Source organism: Photobacterium satsumensis (assembly GCF_050336935.1).
Taxonomy (GTDB): Bacteria; Pseudomonadota; Gammaproteobacteria; order Enterobacterales; family Vibrionaceae; genus Photobacterium; species Photobacterium satsumensis.
This window is the reverse complement of the sequence record NZ_JAKJSK010000006.1, coordinates 1,413,683-1,437,140: the sequence shown is the minus strand read 5'-3', so window position 1 is coordinate 1,437,140 and position 23,458 is coordinate 1,413,683. Positions and strand designations below refer to the sequence as shown.

Below are 23,458 nucleotides of genomic sequence, written 5' to 3'. Positions count from 1 at the left end.
ATTTATAGGGAGTCTTTTCTATTATTCAACTTTTACCAAAATACTTGAGTCAGTGTGAGAAACGGACTGACCATAAATATCCAATATCGTAGTCTGAGAATAGGTCATCTTGTCATCTTCAATTTGAATACTCATCGTGAAATCAGTCGTTTTTGCATTTTCTGTCATGTAATTTGATTCAGCAATTCCACGGTCAGACGCAACCAGTGTCATTTGATCGCCGGCAGCCCCTTCGGCGGTTACACAGGTATTTCTTGGGACACAGAAAGAGTTATAAACTTTTTGGTTGGCTTTATCATAAACAAAGTAGCCACGCTGATCATGGAACTTTGAATCGTCCGCTTTGCGGAACACTTCCTGCTTGTAATATAGCGCGACAAGGTATTGATCGCTGGCATTGGTGGCATCAGCGGCAACTTCAAAGGTGATGGTTTCGTAGAAAGGTGTTACAGCGGGTGAGCCCGCCTGAACATCTAAGTTTTTCTGGGCGGGGGCAATATCGACACCGCCAGCATCGGCAGAGATCCAAGTCCCGACCAACTGGGCGAGTGGGCCGAAGTCCATACCATCAATGATAGTGCTGTCATTATCATCAGCAAAAACGGGTAGAGATAATGCCGCCGATACGCCAAGAGCAATAATTGTGTTTTTCATACTGAGCTTCCTTTTTATTTTCAATTTAAGATGAATTAATTATTGTTATGGCGGCTACTTTACATGAACTAATGTTGGTGAATTATTGATCTATGTTAATTATTGTTTTTGTAAATGATATTTTATTTTTCACTATGTGATAAAGGAATGCTGTAAGAATAAACCCTTACACTTTGAATTATGGAGAAATACTTATAGCGAATGGGGGTAAATTAATGCTTGGGTGTAAATAAAAGCCACCAGAGCAATAGATGGCTTTTATTGTTGGCGTGATTAGAATAATTCAACTTTGCTTAGTTGTGTCGAAATAGGAAAGATAGAAATATTCTTGCTAGATAGAACTCTATTAATAGTTTCTGATTCAGAAACAAAATCAACGTCAACAGAGCAGGTACTGAATTCTGTTTTCAAACTGTCTATAGTTATGTCGAAAAGTTGTTCTAAATTCTTGTGGTAATCGCCGGTGAGCATTCCTTCACCATTGCGAGAGTCGATACTTTTTACTAGCGCTGTTATGTCATCAACATTATATTTACAGATGAGATGTTCCGAAATATATTCATAAGTATGGTTGGCGCTCTTATCTAGGGTAATTGCAACATCTTCACCATTTATCGTACCTGAAACCCCAAAAGTTTGTGGTAGAGAGTCCAAGCTTCCCTCTGATACCAGTTCGCCATTTCGGGTATACATGAATTCATAACTACTGGCATTATTGGGCAGTGTATAACTGTAACTGGTACCAAAATCAGTTGAGAAATCCTCAGTCAGCGTGATCTTTTTCCCATCAGCCAATAACTCAATCTTATCGTGATGATCAACGAATAGCCCTACTTGAGGGTTTGTATAGTTGTAAATCTTGGTCGTACCGCTAACTGAGAGATCACTGCTGTCGACAATGATGTTTGTATTGAAATTCAATTGGCTGGTGTTGTGGCCGCTGCTAGCATCTGAATTTTGGGTTGTGGCTGGAATACTGATGACATTGCCAGTGTTTGCTGTGCTGTCGTTATTACTTGTACCTTCGCTTCCTCCACCTCCGCCGCCACAGGCAGTAATGAATAAGACCGGTAATGAAGCAATTAAGCCCTTTGATAATGTTCTCATCTAAATCCCTTTTTTTTGATGGTGTTATCAGAGTTATCAATTTTAACAAACACTTGAATGCATTGAACTGCTTGCAATATATTACGATTGGATTTTATGAAGTGCTTCGACATTTTGCGAAATCTCAGCATGAAGTGGTGAGTGGACTTCACAAATCAAGCAGAGCAGAGGCAGGGATTGAGTGTATTTTGACTGAATGAACAAGGGCTGCATGAAGGGTGAAAACGCGCTCATTCACCCTCCATCCTATATATCTAAGCAATTTGAAATCACTTGGGTATAAATCTATTGTGCTGCAGTTGGGGCCTGATAAGCTTTTGTTCCGTATAGTGGAACGGTCGACAGACTATGCTTGAAGCTACCTTCTGTCTCTTTCGTTGTGTAAGACAGGTACAGTAGTGTTTGGTTCTCAGCATCATAGATACGTCTGACTTTCATTGTTTTGAAGAAGATGCTTTTTGACTTTTTAAAGACCACTTCACCTGACTTAGACTTGTCAATCTGTGCGATCATTTCTGGTGTAATGTCACCCGTTTGACGGCAGGAAATGGAGCTATCACTTGGGTCGGCAAGGCTTAAATTCGCTTCGACAGATGCGATATGGCAGGTTACTCCCGTGACGACATCATCTTTTAAATGGCCGATTTTTATATCCTTCATGGTGAACATACCAAGACTCACATCACCGACTTCATCATCCGAGCAACCACTTAACACTGTAGAGGCAGCAAGCAGACCCGCAAGCAGTAGTTTTGATTTCATTATTATTTCTCCATCATTTTTCACCATGATAGCAGTAACTTGGCGCTAATTTCTAATTCCTGCATGACAAAGCTGTAATTCTTCAAATCGTAACATGCGAGTTTGTGCGTCATCATACCGTCGTATTTCGCTCATTTTTTTGCCGTAAAAGTGCCACGGTTCGGTCATCTACCTGTTTCATAATATTAATTCACTTGTTGAATAAATAGGCAGGAAACAACATGGAAGTGACAAGCCCTTTCCGGCTCCCTCGTAAAACGCCATTCGGTGTGGGAGAGCACGTTACTGAGTGGGCGACGGGGTTAAAAAAGCTCGATCAGTTTTACGCGGCCCGCCCTGTCGGCGGCGATGTGGCTGTTTTTCTCCGTTACGCCCTAGATACCCTAGGGATTCAATACTCGATAAAGCAAGGTTCGCTTGCCCAGATTCCTGCTCTTGGGGCGACCGTTGTCGTGGCTAACCATCCGCTGGGTTGCGTCGAAGGCGTCATACTGGCGGAGTTGCTGCGTTCAGTTCGTAAAGACATTAAGATTTTGGCTAACCATTACCTGAAAACGGTTCCTGAATTAGACGAGTTGTTTATCGGGGTCGATGTGTTCGAAGGCCCGCAAGCTGTGAAAGCCAATATCAAAGCGCTCAGAGAAGCCCACAAGCACCTTGCGCATGGCGGGTTGCTGCTGATGTTTCCGGCAGGGGAAGTATCAGCATACGATAGCAAAACACGCAGCATTACCGATAAAGACTGGAGCCACTCTGTTAGCCGTTTAATTAGCAAAAGCAAGGCGACAACAGTGCCCGTCTATATTGATGGCAAAAACAGCCAGAAATTCTATATGGCAGGCAGGGTTCACCCGTTGCTAAGAACATTAATGTTGGGGCGTGAGTTGCTCAACAAACGTGACCGGCAAATTCAGCTCGCAATTGGTGAAGCGATTAGTTTTAAAGAGATCAAAGGGTTTGAGGACAACAAGCAGCTGGTGAATTACCTAAGGCTCAATACGTATTTATTGGGTAGCCAGCTGAAAAGCTCGAAAAGACCGAAGGTCACGACGTTTGGTATTGACGCGGAGCCTATAGCACCACCTGTAGCTACAGAGGCCCTTTCCAAAGAAATTAGCCTGCTTGGCGAGGGTGAGCACCTCCTTTCATCAGGCCAGTTTGATGTTTACTGTACGTCGGCTGCGCGTATCCCTTCGGTGATGGCTGAACTGGGTAGGGTCAGGGAGATGAATTTCCGTGCGGTTGGGGAAGGGACAGGAAAAGCGGCGGATATTGATGAGTTCGATCAGTATTACCATCACCTTTTTGTCTGGGATCGTGATCAACAATGCCTGGTTGGCGCGTACCGGTTAGGTTTGGTAGACAGGATTTTGGCCTCTGAGGGGATTGGCGGGCTTTATTCCCGCACTTTGTTCAACTACGACGAGCGGTTTCTTCACCAGCAGGGGGATGCGATAGAGTTGGGACGCTCGGTCATTGCAGCCGACTATCAAAAGAGCCTCAGCGCCTTGATGTTGCTTTGGAAAGGCATCGCGACTTTTGTCTCCCGTCACCCTTGCTACACCCATTTGTTTGGGCCTGTGAGTATCAGCAATGATTACAGCCCAGAAGCACGTTACTTACTGGCTGAGAGTATGGCTGTGCATCACTATGACATGGAAAGCGCCGAATTGGTTTCTGCAAGTAACCCTTTAGCGCAGAAGGGGCCGAGGTTCTGGCAAACCGAGATGCTGTCGTCGCTGGCAGATATTCAGTTACTGTCGAAGGTGATCTCACGCCTTGATGGTGGTAAAGGTGTTCCTGTACTGCTGAGACAATACCTCGGGCTGAACGGCAAGTTGGTGTGTTTTAATGTCGATGCCGATTTCAATGATGCACTGGATGGTTTGATCGTGGTGGATTTACGCCGGGTGCCAGTCAAAACGTTAGGTAAGTATATGGGCAAGCCAGAGGCGCAAGAATATTTAGCACAGTTTGAATCCGCCCAGTAGGCATAGAGGCAAGGGAAGCCGTATGCTTCCTCCTGCCAAGAGCTTGAAGCTTACGCTTCCTCGTTTTCCTTGATATGGCTTAATTGCCATAACTTTTCAGCTTTGGTGCCAATTAGCCAGAAACTCAACGCCAGTAGGGCAAAGAAAACTGTCTTATGCATGGCGTCCCAGAAATACTCAAAGTAACGGGTGTAGAGGTTGATCAGCAAGAAGGTGATACCAAAACCACGGGTGAGTTTATCGGCATGTTTGATACCGTGATAGAGCAAACCTACGCACACCAAGCCTGAGAGCACTGCCCAAGGTAAGAATGATACTTGCGAAACCTTTGACCAGGTCGATGCGCTGGTGTGGTTACCAACCAATGAAACCAGCCATAACGCGAACATGAGGTAAAACAAGCCAATGAACCGCGTAGGATCTTGTAAGTAGACAAATTTATTAGCAGGAGATAATGTCTCTGCTTGGTTGCCGCCCGCATCTGCCACTGTGGATTGTTTGTGTCCGAACCACCAAGCGATAGCCAGTACAAACAAGCCGATCACGACAAGGCGCCATGGCATATTAAGACCCAGGAAGTAACCCGACGGCTCGGCAAAATAACTTGATTGTTCCAGTCCCCATCCGGCAAAACTCAGCAGAGCGAAAATCCAAACCAGCATGCTGGATAGGCGGAATCCGATAGCACCGTATACCAGTGTCAATATCAACAGATAGATAGCATCATGGAATTCGCTAAACCATACGGTTTCTCTTAAGAATCCAACGGATACCGCTGTCCATAATACACCAAAGAAATACATGGCTTCATTACTGAAGTATTTCTCTGGATAGCGACGCCGGCGTTTAATGCCGAAGGTGAATGACGCGGCGGCTAACATAGCGCTGATGACGGACAGAACACTGGCTGGTGTATCAATTAAGGTTGCTAATAGAGCCATCAGGTAGTCATCGGCTAGCAATATGCCGATGGAGATAATGAAGCAGGTAATGGCAATCCAAAACGAGTAGACAGCCAGTAACTTCCAGTCAAAACCCACGACCTCGTAGCTATTACGAAGTGATTTGGCCGTATCAGCAGTGATTTGGTCATCTTTCTCCCATTGGGTTATCGCCTCATTGAGAGTTTTGGCTTGTCGTTTATTAATTTTCATAACTAGACACTAGACATATTCGGTTCATGCAAAACAACGCGCAGCCAAAAGGCTGCGCGAAAAGGGAAACTGGGCTAGTAGCTATTGGCTATCTTCGCCAGCCACTTCTTCAGGCGTGAAAGTTAAAATATGCTGTTCTGACGTCAGGGTTAGAATATCGTTTTCCAACGCTGCGTTATTCCACTCTTGAAGAGACTGGGTCATGATAGCTTCGACTGTTGCCTGATCATCTTGGATACAGGCCATTTTGGTAGAGCCCATGCCAGCAAGGCGAATTCGGTTACTGTCTGCTAACTCAATTTGGCCGAAGAACCGGTTACACCCACCAAACCCAGAGACTTTCAGGTCAGCATCGATAGCCATGCCCGGTACAGTGCGTGGTTCAGTAATGGTAATGTCTTTACCGTCGACCTTAGTCAGCACCCAGCTTTGTTGTAGGTTCTTGGCTGAAAAACCTTGCTCTGAATCGGTATCACAACCAGTTAGCGTAAATAACAAGGGTACCAAGATGAATAGCCACTTTTTCATATACATTACCTCAAAGGTTTGCCGTGTTAAGGGCTTAAATCAACGATATAGTTAAATAGTTGTTTTGAATTATAGTAGCACTACCAAGCAGTTATCTTGAAATATCAATAGTGGCTCCGGCCAAAAAAGTTGACTTCGCCTTGCTTGTAATGGAAAGCGCTTTCATTTTCGTCATCAAATCGCTGCAGTGCTCGCTGCGCGTCACAATAGCTGCCATGTTGAGCAAAAGCTTCACGGCTACTATCTATGGCTCTTTCAGCGTGTCGGCGCGTCTCAGGTGTAGCCTGACTATCGCTGAACAATATCTGTTGCTGGCTGAGTAAGGTTTCTACCGTCTTCATACATATCTGCTCATTGTCAGGAAGTACGTTGCTTGCTGTTGCAAGTAGGGGTAATGAAGTAGAAACAAAAAGGAATAATACTCTTATTACAGTCATCTCAGTGCGCCGGATATTGAATAGATGATTATAATACACTGTTCAATAAAAACAAGCCAACATTTAAGTGGTTGTTTTTATTGGTATTGGCCTGCCTGATGGATGGGGTTGTCAGATTGCTTTTGTTAATGATTAAAGCAGTGGTAGTTTTTCTAGGCAGCGTCGGCATAGGCAAGAGCCTGATGGGATCCCCGATGTATCACGCTTTGTAAGCTCGAAGCACCAGCAAGTTTGTTTTCCCGCACTGATCTCGCAATAGGCCGGTTGGCCACACTGGTTACAGGTATGTGTGGATTGCAGCCCTTGGATCTCTTCTATCTTTTTTTCTTGTTCTGAATCATTCATGGTACGCCACGCCGTTAGCTCAGTCATCGTCCGGTGGCATCCACTACAGATACCTTCATTGTTTTTACATTTTGCCACGCAAGGGGTTTTCACTGCTGGTACTACTTCGTTGTTTACTTGATGCGCACAACATAACATATACCCAAGCGACTTCAAGGTGCGCCAGACACAGCAATAACGAAATCGGTGCTGAGTGATAGCGGCTTTTTGATCTGGTGTAGCATACGATTTATGTTCTGTGCTTATCTGACTCGTTGAACAAGTTGAAGTTACAGGAATAGCCGAGTTCTTAAGCCAAATACGAGTGCACTGTCTTCACTGGATGCGGCTGGGTTTTTGATGTATTGGATATCTGGTGTAATTTGCACATGCTTACCAAGTTGCATGTTGTAATATAGCTCTGCTGTGTATTGTTCGTCACCACCAAAAGCGACTTCATTTGTTTCTGCCCAGTTCACCGCCAACCCAAGGGTGTTTTCTGGCTTACCAAGCCCATAATAGCCAATTCCAACACTGATAGATTTATCATAAATTGCGACATCGCCATCTGAAAATCCGCCTCGGATAAATGGCATTATGTTATCGGTAGCAAACCAACTGGCAGAGAAGTTGATCCCTTTCCCACCTTCACCGGTTGCATTGCTATGTCGTGTGTCTTCCCCGAAGCCCCAAAGTGTAATATGAACATTATCGGTATAGATTTGCTCTTGTGAGGCCGTCCATCCAAGCTCAATGGTTGTAAAGTATGCACCGTCATTGAATGCGGTATTGAAGCCATCGAAAATGTCCTCAGACTGCCCATTTGCATCAGCGATCGAGCCAACAACATAATAGTTATCAGTAATCATATGGCCTGCTGATATTGCTAAAACACCTTCATCTGGAATTCCCATAGAGCCAGAGCCGGTAGAGAAAACGAGGTTATTAAAACCGTCTACAGGGTTTGCTAGGGCGTAAGCATCAACATAGTCAGTAACATCTTGCCAGCCGATTTTGACCGAGGTATTTCCGCCGTTAAATCTTTGCATCCAATGAAGGTTGGAGACAAGAAAACCGACATCCGTATAGATAGAGCCAATTGATCCTACGTATCCGATCCCTTCGGGGCCGCCTGTTAGATCATCGGCAAAAGAGAGATCAGAGACGGGGGTGTCAGTGTAGCTATGGCGATGTCCGATCTTGAAAATGATGCCACCATCACCGTCAAGCAAATCCCATTCACCATAAAATTGGACCAGACCTGAAGCTCTATTAACGCTGTTGCCGTTTGAGCCATTAGGCGATATTACACCAACAGAAATGTACTCGAGGCCAAAGTTAGCGGACTCGTCTGCTAATCGGTTTTCAACAGCGCTTGGGCCACCAAAGTCACCGCCAAATGCCGGGTTGATGGTTATAAGTGTTGAGGATAATAGGCAAAAATTTGCAAAGTTACTGTTCACTAATGGTGCTCTGTCATCTATGTAAAATTGGCAGAAGTGTACATTCCTGTGAGTCTCAAAAATTATCATTTCACGACAGGCGGGCACCAAAACAGGAAACGCCCAAAGTTAACTCGACTGTTAACAATGAGCGCATGAAAATCGAGGAGAGGCTGGCGATAGAAGCGCATTGATCCCTACGTTGTTCTAAGACGCCATATCGTCATCTCTGAGAGTGAATGCTGGAACTTGCGTTTGGTCTCCCTGATCACGAACGGGATTTCCTTCACGGCGATCAGCTCGAAATGGGGAATGAGGGTTTCGGTTAAACCATCCAAGGTGGTGAAGTTTTCCCCGTTTACTTTTATCCCGCCAAGCCAGTTTTCTTTGTCTGTGTATTCTTCCAGCCAGGTGTAAGGCGAGGTGATAACGAGGTAACCACCATGATTGAGACGCTCATGAATAGTGCTGAGAAATTGCTTGGGATTGCCTAAACGGTCGATCAGGTTTGACGCGTAGATCAAGTCATACTGTGAGAATTGCGGTTTGAGGTTACAGGCATCCCCTTGCACAAAATGGATTTTGTTGGCGACATTCTGGTAGCCCATTTCAGCCAAGGTGACACATTTGAACTCGACCAAATCCCCTTCAGTCTTGATGGTATATCGTTTTTCCCCTTGCTCGGTAAGCGAGTAGGCTTGTTGAATAAAACGCGCCGAGAAATCAATGCCATCAACATGATCAAAGGTTTTCGCGAGCTCAAAAGAAGCTCGCCCGACAGAGCAGCCAATATCGAGCGCTCGGTGGTGCTGAGTCAGTTGGATTTCCTGCAAGCAGGCTTGGACACCATGGGTACAGAAGTTCGGTACTGCAAAATATTCAGGGCCGTAATGAAATTCAAGGTACTGTGAGATCAATTCGTCAGTTTCATAGATATTCAAGCTAGCCATTGTCTCGGGGGCCTGCTGGGACTCCACGTACCTGAACCCTGCATGTTGGTAGAAATGCCGTCGGAAGGCATATCGGGAGGCTTTGATTGATTCGTTGCCTGTCGAAATCCACGATCCGCCTTTGATTAGGTTGTGTTTGCCATCAAATGTGGGAGTGGAAAAGTCATCGTACAGCGGATGGACTGTGAAGCCCGGGAAGCCGTCGATACTGGTTTCTGTCCATTGCCAGACGTTGCCAATGATGTCGCAAAAATCCTCATGTTCAAAGCGATCGATAGGGCAGGAAGAGGCATAGTAGCCAAGTTCTATGTTGCCAGGAGCTTCGTCCCATTGTGGTGAGTCAGTCTCGATGTTCTGTCGTAGTAGGTACCACTCTGCTTCGGTGAGTAAGCGGATAGGGCGTTGGGTCTGTTCTGCCTTCCAGTTGCAAAATGCTTTGGCCTCAAGCTGGTTAACTTCGACAGGCCAGTTTAGCGGTAATGGTACTTCAGCAGTGAGGTTTCGCTGGTACCACTGTCCGTCTTCTTCTCGCCAAAAGCGGGGCATTGCCGCTTGGGTATAAGTTAACCATGCTTTGCCTTCATCATCCCAGTAGCGCTGGTGTCGATAACCGTCTGCTTTGACAAAGGCGAGAAACTCTTGGTTCGAGACAAGATACTTGGATGCCTTGAAGTCCGCCACCTGATAGCTTTGGGTTCCGTACTCGTTATCCCAACCATAGGTGGTTTCATCTTCACCTTTACCTAGAACAATGTGGCTGCCTGCCACACTGAGTAAACAGTTTTCCGGTGCGTTGTTGGTATCACGACAGGCTGGCCAGAGGGGGGAAGGGGTAACATCTTCAAGAGGCAATTGGCGAATGATGACTGATGAGGTTTCAAGGTGGATCCGCTCGTGTTCTATTCCCATCAGAATGATCCACGCTGGGTCTTCCTGATTGATTGGAAGAGTGAGCGGAAGTTCGTCAATCACTTGATTGACCAGAGCTCTTACATCATCTCGGTATTGTTTAACCTCAGTGACACTTGGCCATTGGTAGTGGGTGTCATCAAGGTCATCCCATGACATTTCATCGACGCCAATGGCGAACATGGATTCAAAGTGAGGATTGATCCGATGCTCGATGTATTTACCTAACTTGAGTTTGTTTATATAGAAGGTAGCAGTGTGACCGAAATAGAAAATCAATGGGTGGCGCAGAGGCTCGGCTTTGACAAAATAAGCCTTGTCATTATTGATCACACGAAAAAGAGACTCATAGAGCTCCCAGGTGTGATTAAAAGCGAGTTTAAGTTCATGGCGTTTTTGTTCGGAGTCAGCGCCCGTAAGGGAGAGGGTGCGGGTAGCATACATTGGAATCTTATCCATTGAATCGCTTTCCTTTTCTATTATTTTTAGACAGCTTAAAAATAAAGATAGTCAAAGAAACAGTCAGCCATAAAGATAAAATAAGCTAATGTAAGTTATTGTCTTAGTAAGAATACTTGGAGCTATTTTAGCGACATAAAAGTGCAAATAATTTGCCATAATGATTAGGTGATTATGTTTATTTGTCGGCAAATTGGATGATTAAATGGGGCAGGTTTCTAAGAAGTGGCAGGTACCGACTTGGACACTGGTCGCTATCGGTTTAATACTCAATATTGTTTCGGCTTTACTGACGAATTTTTATATCGATGACTTAACGAGACAGTCGAATGATATCGTTCAGCGCCAGCAAGGTAATGAAAAACTGATCCAGTTGATTTGGCAGCAAGTTGAAACGGTCGAGCGTAAGCGAGAGCATGTTTTGGTGATTTTGAATGTTGCCGACATGATGCAGTCTTCGATACCAAGCGAGGTAGCGGCGCAAATTGAACATGATATTGCGTATTGGCTACCTGATACGCCGGTTGAACTATCCATTGAGAATATTCCTAGTTTGATGTTAGCGCTTAATGATGTGCAAGCTGAGCAGAGAGAGAAAATCAATAACTTATACTTGGCTAACCAAGAGTTGATTAATAATAATGCTGAGAAAATGAAAGCGATCTCTCGACTGAGGAACCTAGCGTTGTTCCTTCAGGTACTTGGTTTAGCATTTGTATTAGCAAGGGATCTTAACCGGAAGGATTATCGATAGTTTTGTGTTGGTGCTCACAAAAGTAAAAGCCCTCCGAAGAGGGCTTTTGCATATTAGGTTTTATTCAACTATTTGTTAGTGGAGTGGAAAGCGAAACGAGAAGATTGTTTGCCACCCTCAGTAGTTGCTTTGTATTTGATAGAACGAGAGTTTTCTAATGTTAATGGAATGAAAACTCGGCCGTTTTCGTCAGTTTTGTAGCTCTGACGTTGTTGAGGAACGTTAGCAACAGAAACGGACGCGTTAGCAGCTGGCTGACCATTTTCAGTTACGGTTACCCATGCCCCGTTGTGGGTATCTGCCACACGGATATCAGCAAAGGCTGAAGAAGACATTACAATCACAGCGGTTGCAGTTAGTACTTTCAAGCTAGACATAATCTTCACCTCGTTATCTATGGCTTCGGCCATATTGTTGTTTGTGTACTTATGAGTGTTACTAAGTTCACGTTCAACCTATAAGACCCGCCTTTAAATCGTATCTTTCATCAAATTTATTATTTTTTTTCTTATCGATTAAAATCAGTGCGTTAATCGTTCAACTTTTTTACCATGAGCATTAAATGTAGCCTGTCGCAAAAGTTAGTTTGTGTTGCTTATGCGAATTAGCCCATTTACCTCAATATCAGTATAGCTATTGGATTTGATTAAAAGGCACAAAATTTATACTGTTTTAACCTATAGCTATGACATATAAGGAAAAAACTAAGGAAATTCGCTATTTGTGAAGTTTCAGTATGCTAAATATATTCCTTATACATAGTGAAATATCAAAAGGATCAGTTTAATAATTCAATTATAAAATAAACTCGAAATGGCTGAATTTTATAAAAATTACAGATGAGAGTACTAACTGAGCACAGGAAGTGAGGTGCTAGCCTATCACTGATGAGCAGTGTTTTTCCTTGCGTGATGAAAAGTGCTTGTTTTTCATTTGTTTGTGTGTTTTTTTTGAATGAATGCCCAAATACCTAAAGGTGCTGAGGGAAGATTTGTAAACAAGGAGGGAGCAAATGGCGATTACAATCAGGCATGTCGAAAAAGGGGATATCCCTGCGATTCGTGATATCTATGCTCAGCGTAATGCATACAGTGGTACTTTACAGTTGCCTCACCCGTCATTGGAGGTGTGGCAGCAACGTCTCGAAAACCTACCCTCTAATGTGTATAGCCTCCTTGCTGAAGTCGATGGTCAAGTCGCTGGGCAGGCAGGTTTTGCGGTTGAGCAAAACCCTCGTCGTCGTCACGTCGCTGGATTTGGTATGGCGGTACATGATGATTATCAAGGGAGAGGAGTAGGTACCCAATTACTTACAGAGCTGATTGACCTAGCTGAGAATTGGATCGGGGTGACTCGAATTGAGCTAACGGTGTATACAGATAATGCATCTGCCATTGCGCTCTATGAGAAACTAGGCTTTGCTATCGAAGGGACATCGAGAAATTATGCCTTGCGTAATGGTGAATATGTTGATGTGTACCATATGGCAAGGCTAAGGGAGTAATGGGCAGGAGTGCCGCCAGCGGTTAACTGACAGGAAGTGCTTGAGGGGACTTCATTTCGTAGTACTCCATGTTTTCTGTAATCATGTTCACCCTTACTCCGTTGTTTTTGGTCATGATATGTCTCATACCAATTTTCTGCATAACCTTTCCGGGGTTATTTTCGCGGCTGAAGTGTTGGCCGTAAATGGTCTCTAGCTTCAAACGCTTGAAACCGAATTCAACAACGCGCTCAGCGGCTTCGGTACAGTATCCCTGTCCCCAGTAAGGCACCCCGATCCAATATCCAAGTTGTGCTTTACCTTCTTGAATATTGTGCAGGCCAATGCACCCGATGAGTTGTTGGGTTGTTTTGAGAGTGATGGCATAGATGGCTGAATGTCCTTGGTGCCAACCGGCTAAGTGCCTGCCGATCCATTGCCCTGCAACTCCATCGGTATAAGGGTGGGGAATATTAATTGTACCATTGGCTATTTGCTCGTCCCCCGCTAGTGCTTGTACCCGTTTTGCATCAGAAAGCTGCAGCGGACGAAGTAGTAATCGCTGAGTGGTTAACAATGGCTGGTGCTGCATAGTCATCCTATTGGTTAAGTGTCTGTAAGGTATTAGTAAAACCTTAAAAGACCATCTTGGATAGCGACCAGATCAAATTAGAGGATATATATTAAACAATTAGAACATTCATGTGATAATTCGGTTATTCGGAGGAAATACTGTTTTCAGGTTGCCAGTTATCCTCACCATAGCTCGCTAAACTGTCGAGTGCGCGTTTGATTCGCTTTTCAAACAGGTACTTTATTATCCAGCCTGTCCCTTTAACCTTGGGTGTGAACATGATGCGGTAGTGAATCATGCTATCGTGAGCATTTAAGCTATTAAATTTTATCCACCCTCCGTGCTCATTGATTGGCACACCCTGTATGATTTTGTAGTGTAAATGCTCATTTTCTTTGTAATCAATGACTTGCTCTTGGTAGGTAAGTAAGCCATTTGACACTTCTCTGATCGCTCCGATCCCATTACATTCCGGTTTACCTTGTTTGATCAAGCTGTATTGGCCATCAAAAAAACGGCCGAGGTTATCGTGGTCAGTAAGTAATTGAAATAGAACTTTCCTTGGAACTTTTGCGGTTTTCTCTAGCGTTATAGTGTACATACCCATGGTTACCACTCCTCATGGACTATTATGCCAGTTTATTCAGTGTTTCCAACTTGTCAATATGAGGTTCTTGTTTTGTTGCTGGTGGTTTCTTGTTATTGATTGGGATACAAATTTCTTGTTTCAGATAAATTTCCGATTGAGGCATTACATTAAGGCTGTAGATTTAAGTTAGTTAAATCAATGCACTGGATTAGAATATCTAAAGGAAATGTATGTGAGGATAAAAATTAATGATGTTTATCACAAAAAAAATGCCAAAGACTATTGCAAAAGGTTTGGTACCCTCTTATATTGGAATCTGTTGATTGCAATACAGAGGCAGAATTCCATACAAGGCTCCTTAAACCGTTATTTAAGGTCAAGTCACTCTCCTCTAGCTATATCACAGTTCTTTAAATTCTCGGTTACTCCAATGTTGGTATGAAATTAGCCTTAAAAAACAGGCTGTTCACTTATTGGAACACAAAGAGAATTGACGTTTTTCTTTTACTAAAGTGTCATAAGGATGTCACAGGCTTTAGTTTAAAGTAAAACGGTTGGGATGAGTAAGAACGGTATTATTAAAGAGAAATATCAACCTTACTCGTTTAGGAAAATGAGAGGTGTATTATGTCAAATAGAAATCGCCGTCAGTGGTTTTACCACCAGGCACAAACAAATAACCTGAAATCAAAATCTAAGTAATTCCGTTGCTGCGCAATCGCGCTAATTACTTGATTATAAATAGGTTAAAATAGAAGTACAGCCAGAGGCACAAGTGATCCAGTGTTTCTGGCATATATCCCCCCTTTCTTGTTAAATTATTTTCTCGTAACTTATCCATTTGTATTTTTACGCAAACGATTACCTTGCTTGCAAAGCGTCACTTCTAGATCATTAATATTACTATATCTACTTTAGCATTTTTTTATCTTAAACAGATTTAATATACTTATGCCCAAGTTACTTCAAGGTGCAGGATTTAGAGTCACCAGAGCCTTCTCATTTCATTGTCTGCCGACAGATATGATGTCTCTAGATAACTACTGGAAAATAATCCCATCAATTTGAGCATGTTCAGGAATATATGTAATTCCAACGCCGCCAAGGTAAATGTTGCCCTTTACAACTAGGAACTCAGGCAGTTCGGTTATGCTTGAGTTGGCAAGGTAAAGATCGCCACCCACATAAAGTTGTGCCGGAAGCTTAGTGAGCTTTGTTCCCATCAAGCTAAGGTCGCCATGTACCTGTAACCCTTCGTTGATCGCAGCAATTTTCGAGTGGGCCAGATTAAGGTAGCCACCGATACGGATCTGCGCGGGTAAATATTCGATGTCGCTGTAGGCGAGATTCAGATTGCCGTTTACATTAAGGGTATTGGGCAGCCGGCGTATCTGGCTATTTTCGAGATTCAGGTTTCCCTCAACGACCAAGGGATCGGGTAGCACGAGCTCGGCGGAATTGCGCAGCGAAATATTGCCGTAAGTATCCATGTGGTTGAGCAATTGTTGGGGTATAAGGATAGATTGAGCGGCACTTTGGCTAAGTGGTAGTGAGGCGAAGAGTAGCCATACCGCTGTGCGACGTAGTGTAGTCTTTGTCGAATTTCTTTTCATAACCCGCGCCGTTTGGATTTCCTTCTGAGCTATCGTGGTGCACTGTGCACGCTTTGTAATCATTTGAATGATATTAATGACAATGTACCCCAATAAAAATGGTAATTGCTAGCCCCAAACCCTGTATTTCAAGCTCAATATGCAGCGACTTCTAAGGATTAAGTAAGGTAAGTCATCTTTTTAAAAGTTGGCATACCCATTGCTACATTAACTATGCGTATCGGGTAACAAGCTCTTTACCTCCCCTGGGGCACTGTGTCCTTTCTTTGGGTGCTGAGCTTGTAAACGATGTAAGCAATTAGCACAACTTCCTTTTGGGCGCTCTTCCAGGCGCCCTTTTTTTATTTGTCAGTCTACACTTAATGCAAAACAGGTATAGCTGCATCTTGAATGTAGGGCATTGTCTTATCACTGTTTTATGTGTTTTTTAGGACACGATATATCCGCCGCTTGTCGTTTTCATTCCCAGTGTGAGGAGCTTTATGTCAGGGATTAAGAACAAAGTACTCATTCTTTTCGCCCATCCGTCAACCAATCGTTCTGAAATCAATTGGCCTTTGTTTCGATCTTCCCAAGGCATCGATGGTGTGACGACTGTCGATCTCTATCATGAGTACCCAACCTTGCGTATTAATATCGACAGGGAGCAGCAGCGACTCCTAGAGCATGACATTGTCGTGTTTATGTTTCCAATGTATTGGTACTCAACCCCAGCCATCTTGAAAGAGTGGCAGGACTTGGTATTGGAATATGGGTTTGCCTATGGTGCGGACGGAACCGCCTTGCAGGGAAAACGCTTTATGTGTGCCTTGACTGCTGGTGGGCCCGCGAATGCCTACTGCGATGATGGCTTCAATCATTACACCATTCGCGAATTGCTGCATCCTCTGGAGCAAACAGCGGTATTAACGGGCATGCACTATCTTGCTCCTTATGCTTTATTTGGCGCGCGGACGGCGGCAGAAGAAAAGCGGATAGGGAAGCACATAGAAGGTTGGCAGAGGTTGCTGTTGGCACTTCGCGATGACCGGGTTGATTTCGAGCAGGCAGGAGATGTCGCTAAGCTCAATGATCACCTTGATGTATTGATCCGGGAGAAACAAGCATGACCATCTACTTTATTCAGGCCTTCGTTTATCTCTGTGCTGCAGTAGTTGCTGTGCCGATTGCCAAACGGCTTGGTCTTGGGTCGGTATTGGGTTACCTGATAGCCGGTGTTGTTATTGGCCCTGTGGTCGGCTTGGTGGGCGAAGAGACTCTTGCCATTCAGCATTTTGCTGAGTTCGGTGTTGTTATGATGCTGTTTTTGGTTGGGTTGGAATTAGAGCCCAGAATGTTGTGGGATATGCGTCATCGCTTGATTGGTTTAGGGGGGCTCCAGGTAGGGCTGACAACCGTCATTGTCATGGCGATTGCGATGCTGTTTGGCCTGGGCTGGAGCATAGCATTGGCAATAGGGTTGATTTTTTCTTTGTCGTCAACGGCGATTGTTTTGCAAACCTTCAATGAGAAAGGGTTAGCCAAAACAGAAGGGGGGAGGAATGCCTTCTCGGTGTTGCTCTTTCAGGATATTGCCGTTATCCCGATGTTGGCATTGATCCCGTTGTTAGCGTTACCGGAATTGGTTGAAAAAGCCCAGCAACTGGCTCAGCAAGCAGCTGAACATCACGAAGAGCTGAGTCTTGTTGCAGGATTGCCGGGCTGGGGATATGCATTGGTCGTAATTGGTGCCATTTCTGCCGTGGTAGTAGGTGGTCACTTCCTTAGTCGCCCGTTATTTCGTTTTGTTGCCAGTGCGGGATTGAGAGAGATCTTTACAGCTACCGCGCTGATGCTTGTTATTGGTATCGCCGCCTTGATGAGCTTAGTGGGATTGTCCCCGGCACTGGGGACCTTCTTGGCTGGCGTTGTGTTGGCAAACAGTGAATTCCGCCATGAGCTTGAATCAAATATTGAGCCGTTTAAAGGGTTATTGCTCGGTTTGTTCTTCATTACTGTCGGCGCCGGTATCGACTTTTCAGTGTTGATGAGCAATGTGAGTCTGGTACTGGGTATTACCTTAGGGGTTATGCTGATTAAAGCGGCGGTGTTGTTTTCCCTCGCGTTGATTTTCAAAGTAAAGGGAAGCGATCGCTATCTGCTGACATTGAGCTTGGCGCAAGCCGGTGAGTTTGGATTTGTATTATTGAGCTATTCAATGCAAAACCATGTGTTGCCAGCTGGCATTGCGCAGGTGTTATCTTTGGTTGTTGCCATTTCTATGTTCCTGACCCCTGGCTTGTTTATTTTCTTCGATAAAGTGGTTGTGCCGAAATTTGAAGCGCAAAGCAATGAGCGAGAAGCAGATGAAATTGATGAAACAGGAACGGTGATCATCGCAGGGATTGGCCGCTTTGGGCAAATTATCAACCGTTTATTGGTGGCCAATGGGGTGAAGACCGTCGTACTCGATCATGAAGCTGGACAGATCGATAACATGCGAAAAATCAACATTAAAAGCTACTACGGTGATGCGACCCGTCCAGACTTGCTACATACCGCCGGTATTGAAGATGCAAAATTGCTGGTGATTGCCATTGATGATCAAGAGCGGGCAGTAGAGTTGGCGAAGTATGTGAAACAGACCTATCCCCATGTGCGGGTTTTGGCAAGAGCTTACGATCGGGGGCATCATTATGCGCTTCGGTTTGCCGGCGCAGATTTTATCATTAGCGAAACGTACCATTCCGCATTGACGATGGGGACCCAAGCCCTGAAAGACCTCGGGATCCACCCATTCAGGGCAGAGCAGTTGCGGCAAACTTTCGTGGAAACGGAGACCAAGAGTAAAGAGGTGCTCTACCAAGCATGGAAGGACAATACTGAAGAGAGCAAATTTAATGCAACTTATCGTGATCTGTTTATGCAGCTCGAGGAAGCACTAAGCAACGAGATGAAAGCAGACAGACATGATAAACACGCCTCATCCGAGCGGGGATGGACACCGCCACCGAAAGATTATATCGATGTCGTCGCTAAAATGAACAAAGAGCAAGATTAGTTTTTATCGAGATCAGTGCAAAGCCGTTAAAGATAAGCGCAGTTAGGTGAGTTTCCCCCTTAACTAACGGCGCTATTGTTATTCTCGATTACCAGAATAGAAAATAGAAAGAAAGAGACAGAATTTTAGTAATCGTTTGCTTTTTTACATCAGAAATTGACACTTGGAAATTATTTCTTACATTTGACCAATCTTTGCTCGATTAAACCCAGATCACAAAAAAAAGACCATTTCGGGTTTTTAATGTGATCTATATCTCTATATACTCCGCTTCCGGCCAGAACCATAGAGTTCAGCCACCTTAGTTACAAGCTGTCACCATGGACATGTGAATGACCCACGGAGTTGGACCGGCATTACTTAGCTTGTTAATTAGGTGACTTGTATGTTTTACAAATGGACGGACAGTTCCACATTTTCTGGGCAATATTGCTCGGGACCTTCCTGTTTAGCTTTCTCCCCGAAGGCGATGTCCCCATTGGTATTGCAGGCAGTAACACCTTCATTTTTCGAATTCCCAACACATAGACAAAGCAACAGGACGAAATAATGCAGTTGTTAATTAGTTTGGCCGGTATTTTGATACTGGTATTGTGCGCGTACGCGCTATCTGAAAACCGTAAAGCAATCAACTGGCGTACGGTTGGTGGGGCGTTGTTGTTACAGGCCTGCTTTGCCGCTTTGGTCTTGTATATTCCCGTTGGGCAAAAGATGCTGGGGGCAATGAGTAGTGGTGTTGCTAGCGTATTGGGTTTTGCCGATGAAGGGATAAAGTTCCTGTTTGGTGATCTAGCGACTTCCGGTTTTATCTTTGCTGTTCGCGTCCTTCCTCTTGTTATCTTCATTAGTGCTCTTATTTCCCTTCTTTATTACCTTGGCGTGATGCAATGGATCATCAAAGTGATCGGTGGTGGTATTCAGCGTGCGTTGGGTACAAGCCGTGCTGAATCCTTGGTTGCTACAGGTAATATCTTCCTATCACAAGGTGAATCTCCACTGCTAGTGAAACCATTTCTACCACAAATGACTCGTTCAGAACTGTTTGCAGTGATGACGGGGGGTATGGCATCGGTTGCCGGTAGTGTACTCGGCGGTTATGCTGGTTTGGGTGTGGATCTGAAGTACCTAATCGCTGCAAGCTTTATGGCGGCGCCAGGTAGCTTGATGATGGCGAAACTACTCGTACCAGAGCAGAGCGTTGCGGTTGAGCAAACCGATATTGAAATGGCGAAAAGTGATCACAGCAATGCGATTGATGCTCTAGCTGCAGGTGCTATGAACGGTATGAAAGTGGCAGTGGCTATCGGTACCATGTTGATTGCTTTTGTCAGTGTGATTGCGATGGCTAACGCGGGACTAGAAACTGTAGGCTCTTGGGTAGGCTTCGAACACCTAACCCTGCAAGGTATGCTTGGTTACCTATTCGCACCGCTAGCGTTTGTTATTGGTGTACCTGCTTCTGAAATGCTTCAGGCGGGTGCGTTCATTGGTCAGAAAATGATCCTGAATGAATTTGTTGCCTTCCTAGATTTCGTAAGCATTAAAGAGACGCTATCTCAGAACAGCCAGGTAATCATTACTTTTGCTCTGTGTGGTTTTGCCAACATCGGTTCAATCGCTATCCAGATTGGCTCTATCGGTGTGATGGCACCAGAACGCCGTGGTGATGTTGCTAGCTTGGGCATTAAAGCGGTACTGGCAGCGACACTCGCTAACTTGATGAGTGCAGCTTTGGCAGGTATTTTCATTAGCCTGTAACGCCTAGCCATAAGTTAAATACAAGGCCGCCCAAAAGGGCGGCTTTTTTGTATAGGTTGTTTTGCTGACTGCCAAGTGAGTGTCTTAAAACTGAGAGCCCAAGACAAAAAATTATACAGTTGTATATATTTAACCTTTTTGCAGATGCCGGCCGAATACGACTAGCTACACTCATCATGTCGTTTAGGAGATCATCATGCAGAATATTTTTGACAAGTCATGTCACGTTGTCGTTATTGGGGCTGCATTCGGCTTTCATTTGGGTGTGCATGCCAGTGAGCAAGGTGCTCCGTTTCGAGCCGGCGAAGTGGTTGTTTTGGCCTCACCTGAAGAGTTAAGTGGAGAAAGGCTGATTCGCTACTATCCCAACTCGGGGCTCTCGGTTATTCGGGCAGAAAAGGGAAAGGAGTCAGATAAAGTCAAACAGCAAAAATCAAAAGGCAGAAAGGCAGGAAAAAACTTAGTTGCTGAACATTTTGTGTATTCGCCTAACGATCCTTTAGCAAGCTATCAGTGGCATTTTGATAAAGTTCAAGCAGACACGGCATGGACAATAAGTGCAGGTGCCAATGTCGTCGTTGCTGTACTGGATACTGGTCTTACGGAAAGTAACGAAGATGGTATTGGGTGTACTGACTCACCTCGAGATATTGTCAATAATGATGGCCTTCCGGTTGACGGGGATGGGCACGGAACCCATGTCGCAGGTACGATTTCCCAACGTACCAATAATTCAATCGGTGTTTCAGGGCTAGCGTATGAGAGCTGCATTATGCCGGTTAAAGTATTGGATGATTCTGGCTCGGGTAGCTTTGCGGATATTGCGGAAGGTATATACTGGGCTGTTAATAATGGCGCCAAGGTCATCAATATGAGCTTGGGCGTTAATGCAAAGCATGGAATAACTAATGATAGTGTAATGGATCCTGCATTAGACTATGCCGCAACAAATGGGGTCGTTGTTGTTGCCGCTGCGGGTAATGATGGCTTTAGGAAAAATGTCAGTTACCCTGCGATTTATCCCACTGTCATCGCTGTCGGGGCGACGGATTATAATAATGGGTTGGCGAGTTATTCCAATAGAGGTAAGGGGTTAGATATCGTTGCTCCTGGTGGCAATACTCGAGCAGATGCTAACAATGACGGTTATGCTGATGGAGTCCTGCAAGAAACCATTATTGATAACACGAGCGGCTATTATTTCTTCCAAGGTACCTCTATGGCGGCGCCGCATGTGAGCGCGATTGCCGCGATGCTGCTTGCTAGTGGAAAGGCTTACGACGAGGTTATAACGGCAATGCAGGCGTCTGCCTTAGACTTGGGCAGCAAAGGGTATGACAGTAGTTTTGGGCATGGTCTCGTGCAGGCTTACTCAGCATTGCAATGGATGCCGGGTAGTGAAGAAGAACTCAATCCCGTTTGTACCGATAATGATGGTGATGGTTACTGTTTAGAAGTTAATGATTGTGATGATGAAAATGCACAGGTTAATCCCTCTCGAAATGAAAAAGGTCCAAGGCGAAATGACGGTATAGATAACAACTGTAATGGCGTTATCGATGGTTAAATAGAGAAAAAACCTCGTTCTTCTGAATGAGGTTTTTGCTTGATTGCTAATTAGTCACTACTCAAATACTTCTGACGATATGAAGAGGCTTGACTGAATAAGATGACCATAATAGCAACGAAGAAGAGCCCCAGTCCGAATGTTACTTTCTCATTCACGAGTAGTTGGTAACAGCAAAAAGTAAAAAAAATAAATGTTGAAGTGACATTGAACAAGTGGAGATATGGCCGTTTTTGAGATAAGTAAGCGTACGCCCTAATCATACTGTCCTCATTTTTATAACAAAATTCCTTTTTTAACAATCCTCATTATTAGTGGTGTTTTTAATTTATGAAAGCATGAGAATGCTAAATTGTGAATTCAACAACAATAATTTAGAGCGTTACAATAAATAAGTTGATTATTATACATGCATTATTAATCAACGACTTATGTTGCTTGGTGTTAACTTTGAATTTTGTGTGAATTGTAATGAATCTAGACTCTGGATTATTGAGTTATTTAAAAGTTGTGCTGGAAGTATGCTTATTATCTTAATCGGAATATATAAGAAAAGTCATCAATGATGAGTGTAGTCGCATTGTAGTTCGTAATGATACGCTCAGGGTATTTTATATTTATTGGTTATGTATCTCTATGATGCCTTGATGATTTTTTAGTTCTTTACTGCCCAGTCCCCACTTAAAATTAATGTGAATTAAGCAAGATTCACTACTACTTCTGTACTCTCATCAGTATCTTGATAATCAGTTTTGAACGATGTTTTTTATCGATGAGGTACAAAATGAAAAAGTTAGGTTTAATTGTGACATCTGCAATTTTGTTGTCTGGTGGTGTATCCGCTGCGGAGTACGAGAGCTTTGTCGGGCTGGGAGTCAGTGACGGCACAATGAATCATGGAGGCTATCAGTTTGAGCCTAACTTGCGTGCGGGTGTCATCATTAACGACAACCACCGAGTAACCGGTACTTATGCCTATGCAACGGATTCTGAGGCATCAAATCTGTTTGCATCTTATGACTATATGGTTGGTATTTCAGACAACCAAAAATGGAATTGGTTTATTGGCGGTAGTGCGGGCTACAGTGTTTTCAAAGGGGCAGATAATGACTGGAACTTGGGAGCACAAACGGGGATTCAGTATGTACTGGGTGACCAATACAGTATGGAACTTGGGTATCGTGTGATTGATACTTGGGATGAATGGAAAGATCGTAATATGTCTCAACTCGATTCATTCTACTTAGCGGTAGATATTAAGCTGTAAAATTGAAATGAACAAAAGCATGTGGCTGGATAGCCCCATGCTTTTGTTGGTATTAAGTTAATCGCATTTCATTAAGACAAACATTGGCTCTGTATA

At 44.2% G+C, this 23,458-nt stretch carries 21 protein-coding genes; 8 read left to right on the top strand and 13 right to left on the bottom strand.

Annotation, left to right across the window (positions count from 1 at the left end; translation table 11 throughout):
* Positions 1-21: 21 nt before the first annotated feature.
* The 3 genes from L4D79_RS06700 to L4D79_RS06690 all read right to left on the bottom strand — a co-directional run bounded on the left by L4D79_RS06700 (position 22) and on the right by L4D79_RS06690 (position 2,523).
* Positions 22-654 (bottom strand): heme-binding beta-barrel domain-containing protein, encoded by a 633-nt coding sequence (locus L4D79_RS06700; protein ID WP_428649050.1) that lies wholly within the window; start codon positions 652-654, stop codon positions 22-24.
* A 273-nt stretch (positions 655-927) separates the two neighbouring features.
* Entirely contained in the window at positions 928-1,761 is an 834-nt protein-coding gene (locus L4D79_RS06695; protein ID WP_428649047.1) for a hypothetical protein, read from the bottom strand.
* A gap of 285 nt (positions 1,762-2,046) precedes the next feature.
* A complete protein-coding gene (locus L4D79_RS06690) occupies positions 2,047-2,523 on the bottom strand; it encodes a CreA family protein (RefSeq protein WP_428649045.1) in 477 nt (158 codons plus the stop codon).
* Between the two features lie 221 nt (positions 2,524-2,744).
* Between L4D79_RS06690 and L4D79_RS06685 the strand changes: the two genes are divergently transcribed.
* Positions 2,745-4,514, top strand: a complete 1,770-nt coding sequence (locus tag L4D79_RS06685; RefSeq protein WP_428649042.1) for a bifunctional lysophospholipid acyltransferase family protein/GNAT family N-acetyltransferase — start codon at positions 2,745-2,747, stop codon at positions 4,512-4,514.
* Between the two features lie 50 nt (positions 4,515-4,564).
* Here the strand turns inward: L4D79_RS06685 and L4D79_RS06680 are convergent, their stop codons facing one another.
* The 6 genes from L4D79_RS06680 to ovoA all read right to left on the bottom strand — a co-directional run bounded on the left by L4D79_RS06680 (position 4,565) and on the right by ovoA (position 10,717).
* A complete protein-coding gene (locus tag L4D79_RS06680; protein WP_428649039.1) occupies positions 4,565-5,668 on the bottom strand; it encodes a hypothetical protein in 1,104 nt (367 codons plus the stop codon).
* 81 nt (positions 5,669-5,749) lie between these two features.
* A complete protein-coding gene (locus L4D79_RS06675; RefSeq protein ID WP_428649036.1) occupies positions 5,750-6,196 on the bottom strand; it encodes an META domain-containing protein in 447 nt (148 codons plus the stop codon).
* Between the two features lie 104 nt (positions 6,197-6,300).
* Entirely contained in the window at positions 6,301-6,537 is a 237-nt protein-coding gene (locus L4D79_RS06670) for a hypothetical protein (protein ID WP_428649033.1), read from the bottom strand.
* A 228-nt stretch (positions 6,538-6,765) separates the two neighbouring features.
* Positions 6,766-7,071, bottom strand: a complete 306-nt coding sequence (locus L4D79_RS06665; protein ID WP_428649030.1) for a DUF1289 domain-containing protein — start codon at positions 7,069-7,071, stop codon at positions 6,766-6,768.
* Between the two features lie 176 nt (positions 7,072-7,247).
* On the bottom strand, positions 7,248-8,375 hold the full coding sequence (locus tag L4D79_RS06660; protein WP_428651726.1) for a carbohydrate porin: 1,128 nt from the start codon (positions 8,373-8,375) through the stop codon (positions 7,248-7,250).
* Positions 8,376-8,596: 221 nt separating this feature from the next.
* Positions 8,597-10,717 carry a 5-histidylcysteine sulfoxide synthase gene (ovoA, locus tag L4D79_RS06655; protein ID WP_428649028.1) on the bottom strand — a complete coding sequence of 707 codons (2,121 nt, stop codon included), beginning with the start codon at positions 10,715-10,717 and terminating at the stop codon, positions 8,597-8,599.
* 205 nt (positions 10,718-10,922) lie between these two features.
* On the opposite strand from ovoA, the gene L4D79_RS06650 reads away from it, so the two are divergent.
* Positions 10,923-11,471: a hypothetical protein gene (locus L4D79_RS06650; protein WP_428649026.1), complete on the top strand. Its 549-nt coding sequence runs from the start codon at positions 10,923-10,925 to the stop codon at positions 11,469-11,471.
* 68 nt (positions 11,472-11,539) lie between these two features.
* Here the strand turns inward: L4D79_RS06650 and L4D79_RS06645 are convergent, their stop codons facing one another.
* Entirely contained in the window at positions 11,540-11,848 is a 309-nt protein-coding gene (locus tag L4D79_RS06645; RefSeq protein WP_428649023.1) for a hypothetical protein, read from the bottom strand.
* A gap of 635 nt (positions 11,849-12,483) precedes the next feature.
* On the opposite strand from L4D79_RS06645, the gene L4D79_RS06640 reads away from it, so the two are divergent.
* Positions 12,484-12,975, top strand: coding sequence for a GNAT family N-acetyltransferase (locus L4D79_RS06640; RefSeq protein WP_428649021.1), 492 nt, complete (start codon positions 12,484-12,486; stop codon positions 12,973-12,975).
* Between the two features lie 22 nt (positions 12,976-12,997).
* Here the strand turns inward: L4D79_RS06640 and L4D79_RS06635 are convergent, their stop codons facing one another.
* From L4D79_RS06635 to L4D79_RS06625, 3 genes are all read right to left on the bottom strand, one after another.
* Positions 12,998-13,546 carry a GNAT family N-acetyltransferase gene (locus tag L4D79_RS06635; protein ID WP_428649019.1) on the bottom strand — a complete coding sequence of 183 codons (549 nt, stop codon included), beginning with the start codon at positions 13,544-13,546 and terminating at the stop codon, positions 12,998-13,000.
* 124 nt (positions 13,547-13,670) lie between these two features.
* Positions 13,671-14,135, bottom strand: coding sequence for an SRPBCC family protein (locus tag L4D79_RS06630; RefSeq protein ID WP_428649016.1), 465 nt, complete (start codon positions 14,133-14,135; stop codon positions 13,671-13,673).
* A 1,022-nt stretch (positions 14,136-15,157) separates the two neighbouring features.
* Entirely contained in the window at positions 15,158-15,730 is a 573-nt protein-coding gene (locus L4D79_RS06625; protein WP_428649014.1) for a hypothetical protein, read from the bottom strand.
* Positions 15,731-16,212: 482 nt separating this feature from the next.
* Here L4D79_RS06625 and L4D79_RS06620 point away from each other — a divergent pair, with 482 nt between their 5' ends.
* The 5 genes from L4D79_RS06620 to L4D79_RS06600 all read left to right on the top strand — a co-directional run bounded on the left by L4D79_RS06620 (position 16,213) and on the right by L4D79_RS06600 (position 23,362).
* On the top strand, positions 16,213-16,839 hold the full coding sequence (locus tag L4D79_RS06620; protein ID WP_428649012.1) for an NAD(P)H-dependent oxidoreductase: 627 nt from the start codon (positions 16,213-16,215) through the stop codon (positions 16,837-16,839).
* Entirely contained in the window at positions 16,836-18,770 is a 1,935-nt protein-coding gene (locus L4D79_RS06615; RefSeq protein ID WP_428649010.1) for a monovalent cation:proton antiporter-2 (CPA2) family protein, read from the top strand. The genes L4D79_RS06620 and L4D79_RS06615 overlap by 4 nt, the downstream gene beginning before the upstream one ends.
* A gap of 549 nt (positions 18,771-19,319) precedes the next feature.
* Positions 19,320-20,528, top strand: coding sequence for a NupC/NupG family nucleoside CNT transporter (locus L4D79_RS06610; RefSeq protein ID WP_428649007.1), 1,209 nt, complete (start codon positions 19,320-19,322; stop codon positions 20,526-20,528).
* 196 nt (positions 20,529-20,724) lie between these two features.
* Entirely contained in the window at positions 20,725-22,095 is a 1,371-nt protein-coding gene (locus L4D79_RS06605; RefSeq protein ID WP_428649004.1) for a S8 family serine peptidase, read from the top strand.
* Between the two features lie 784 nt (positions 22,096-22,879).
* The gene (locus L4D79_RS06600; RefSeq protein ID WP_428649002.1) at positions 22,880-23,362 is read left to right on the top strand and encodes a hypothetical protein; all 483 of its coding nucleotides are present in this window, start codon (positions 22,880-22,882) and stop codon (positions 23,360-23,362) included.
* Positions 23,363-23,458: the final 96 nt, after the last annotated feature.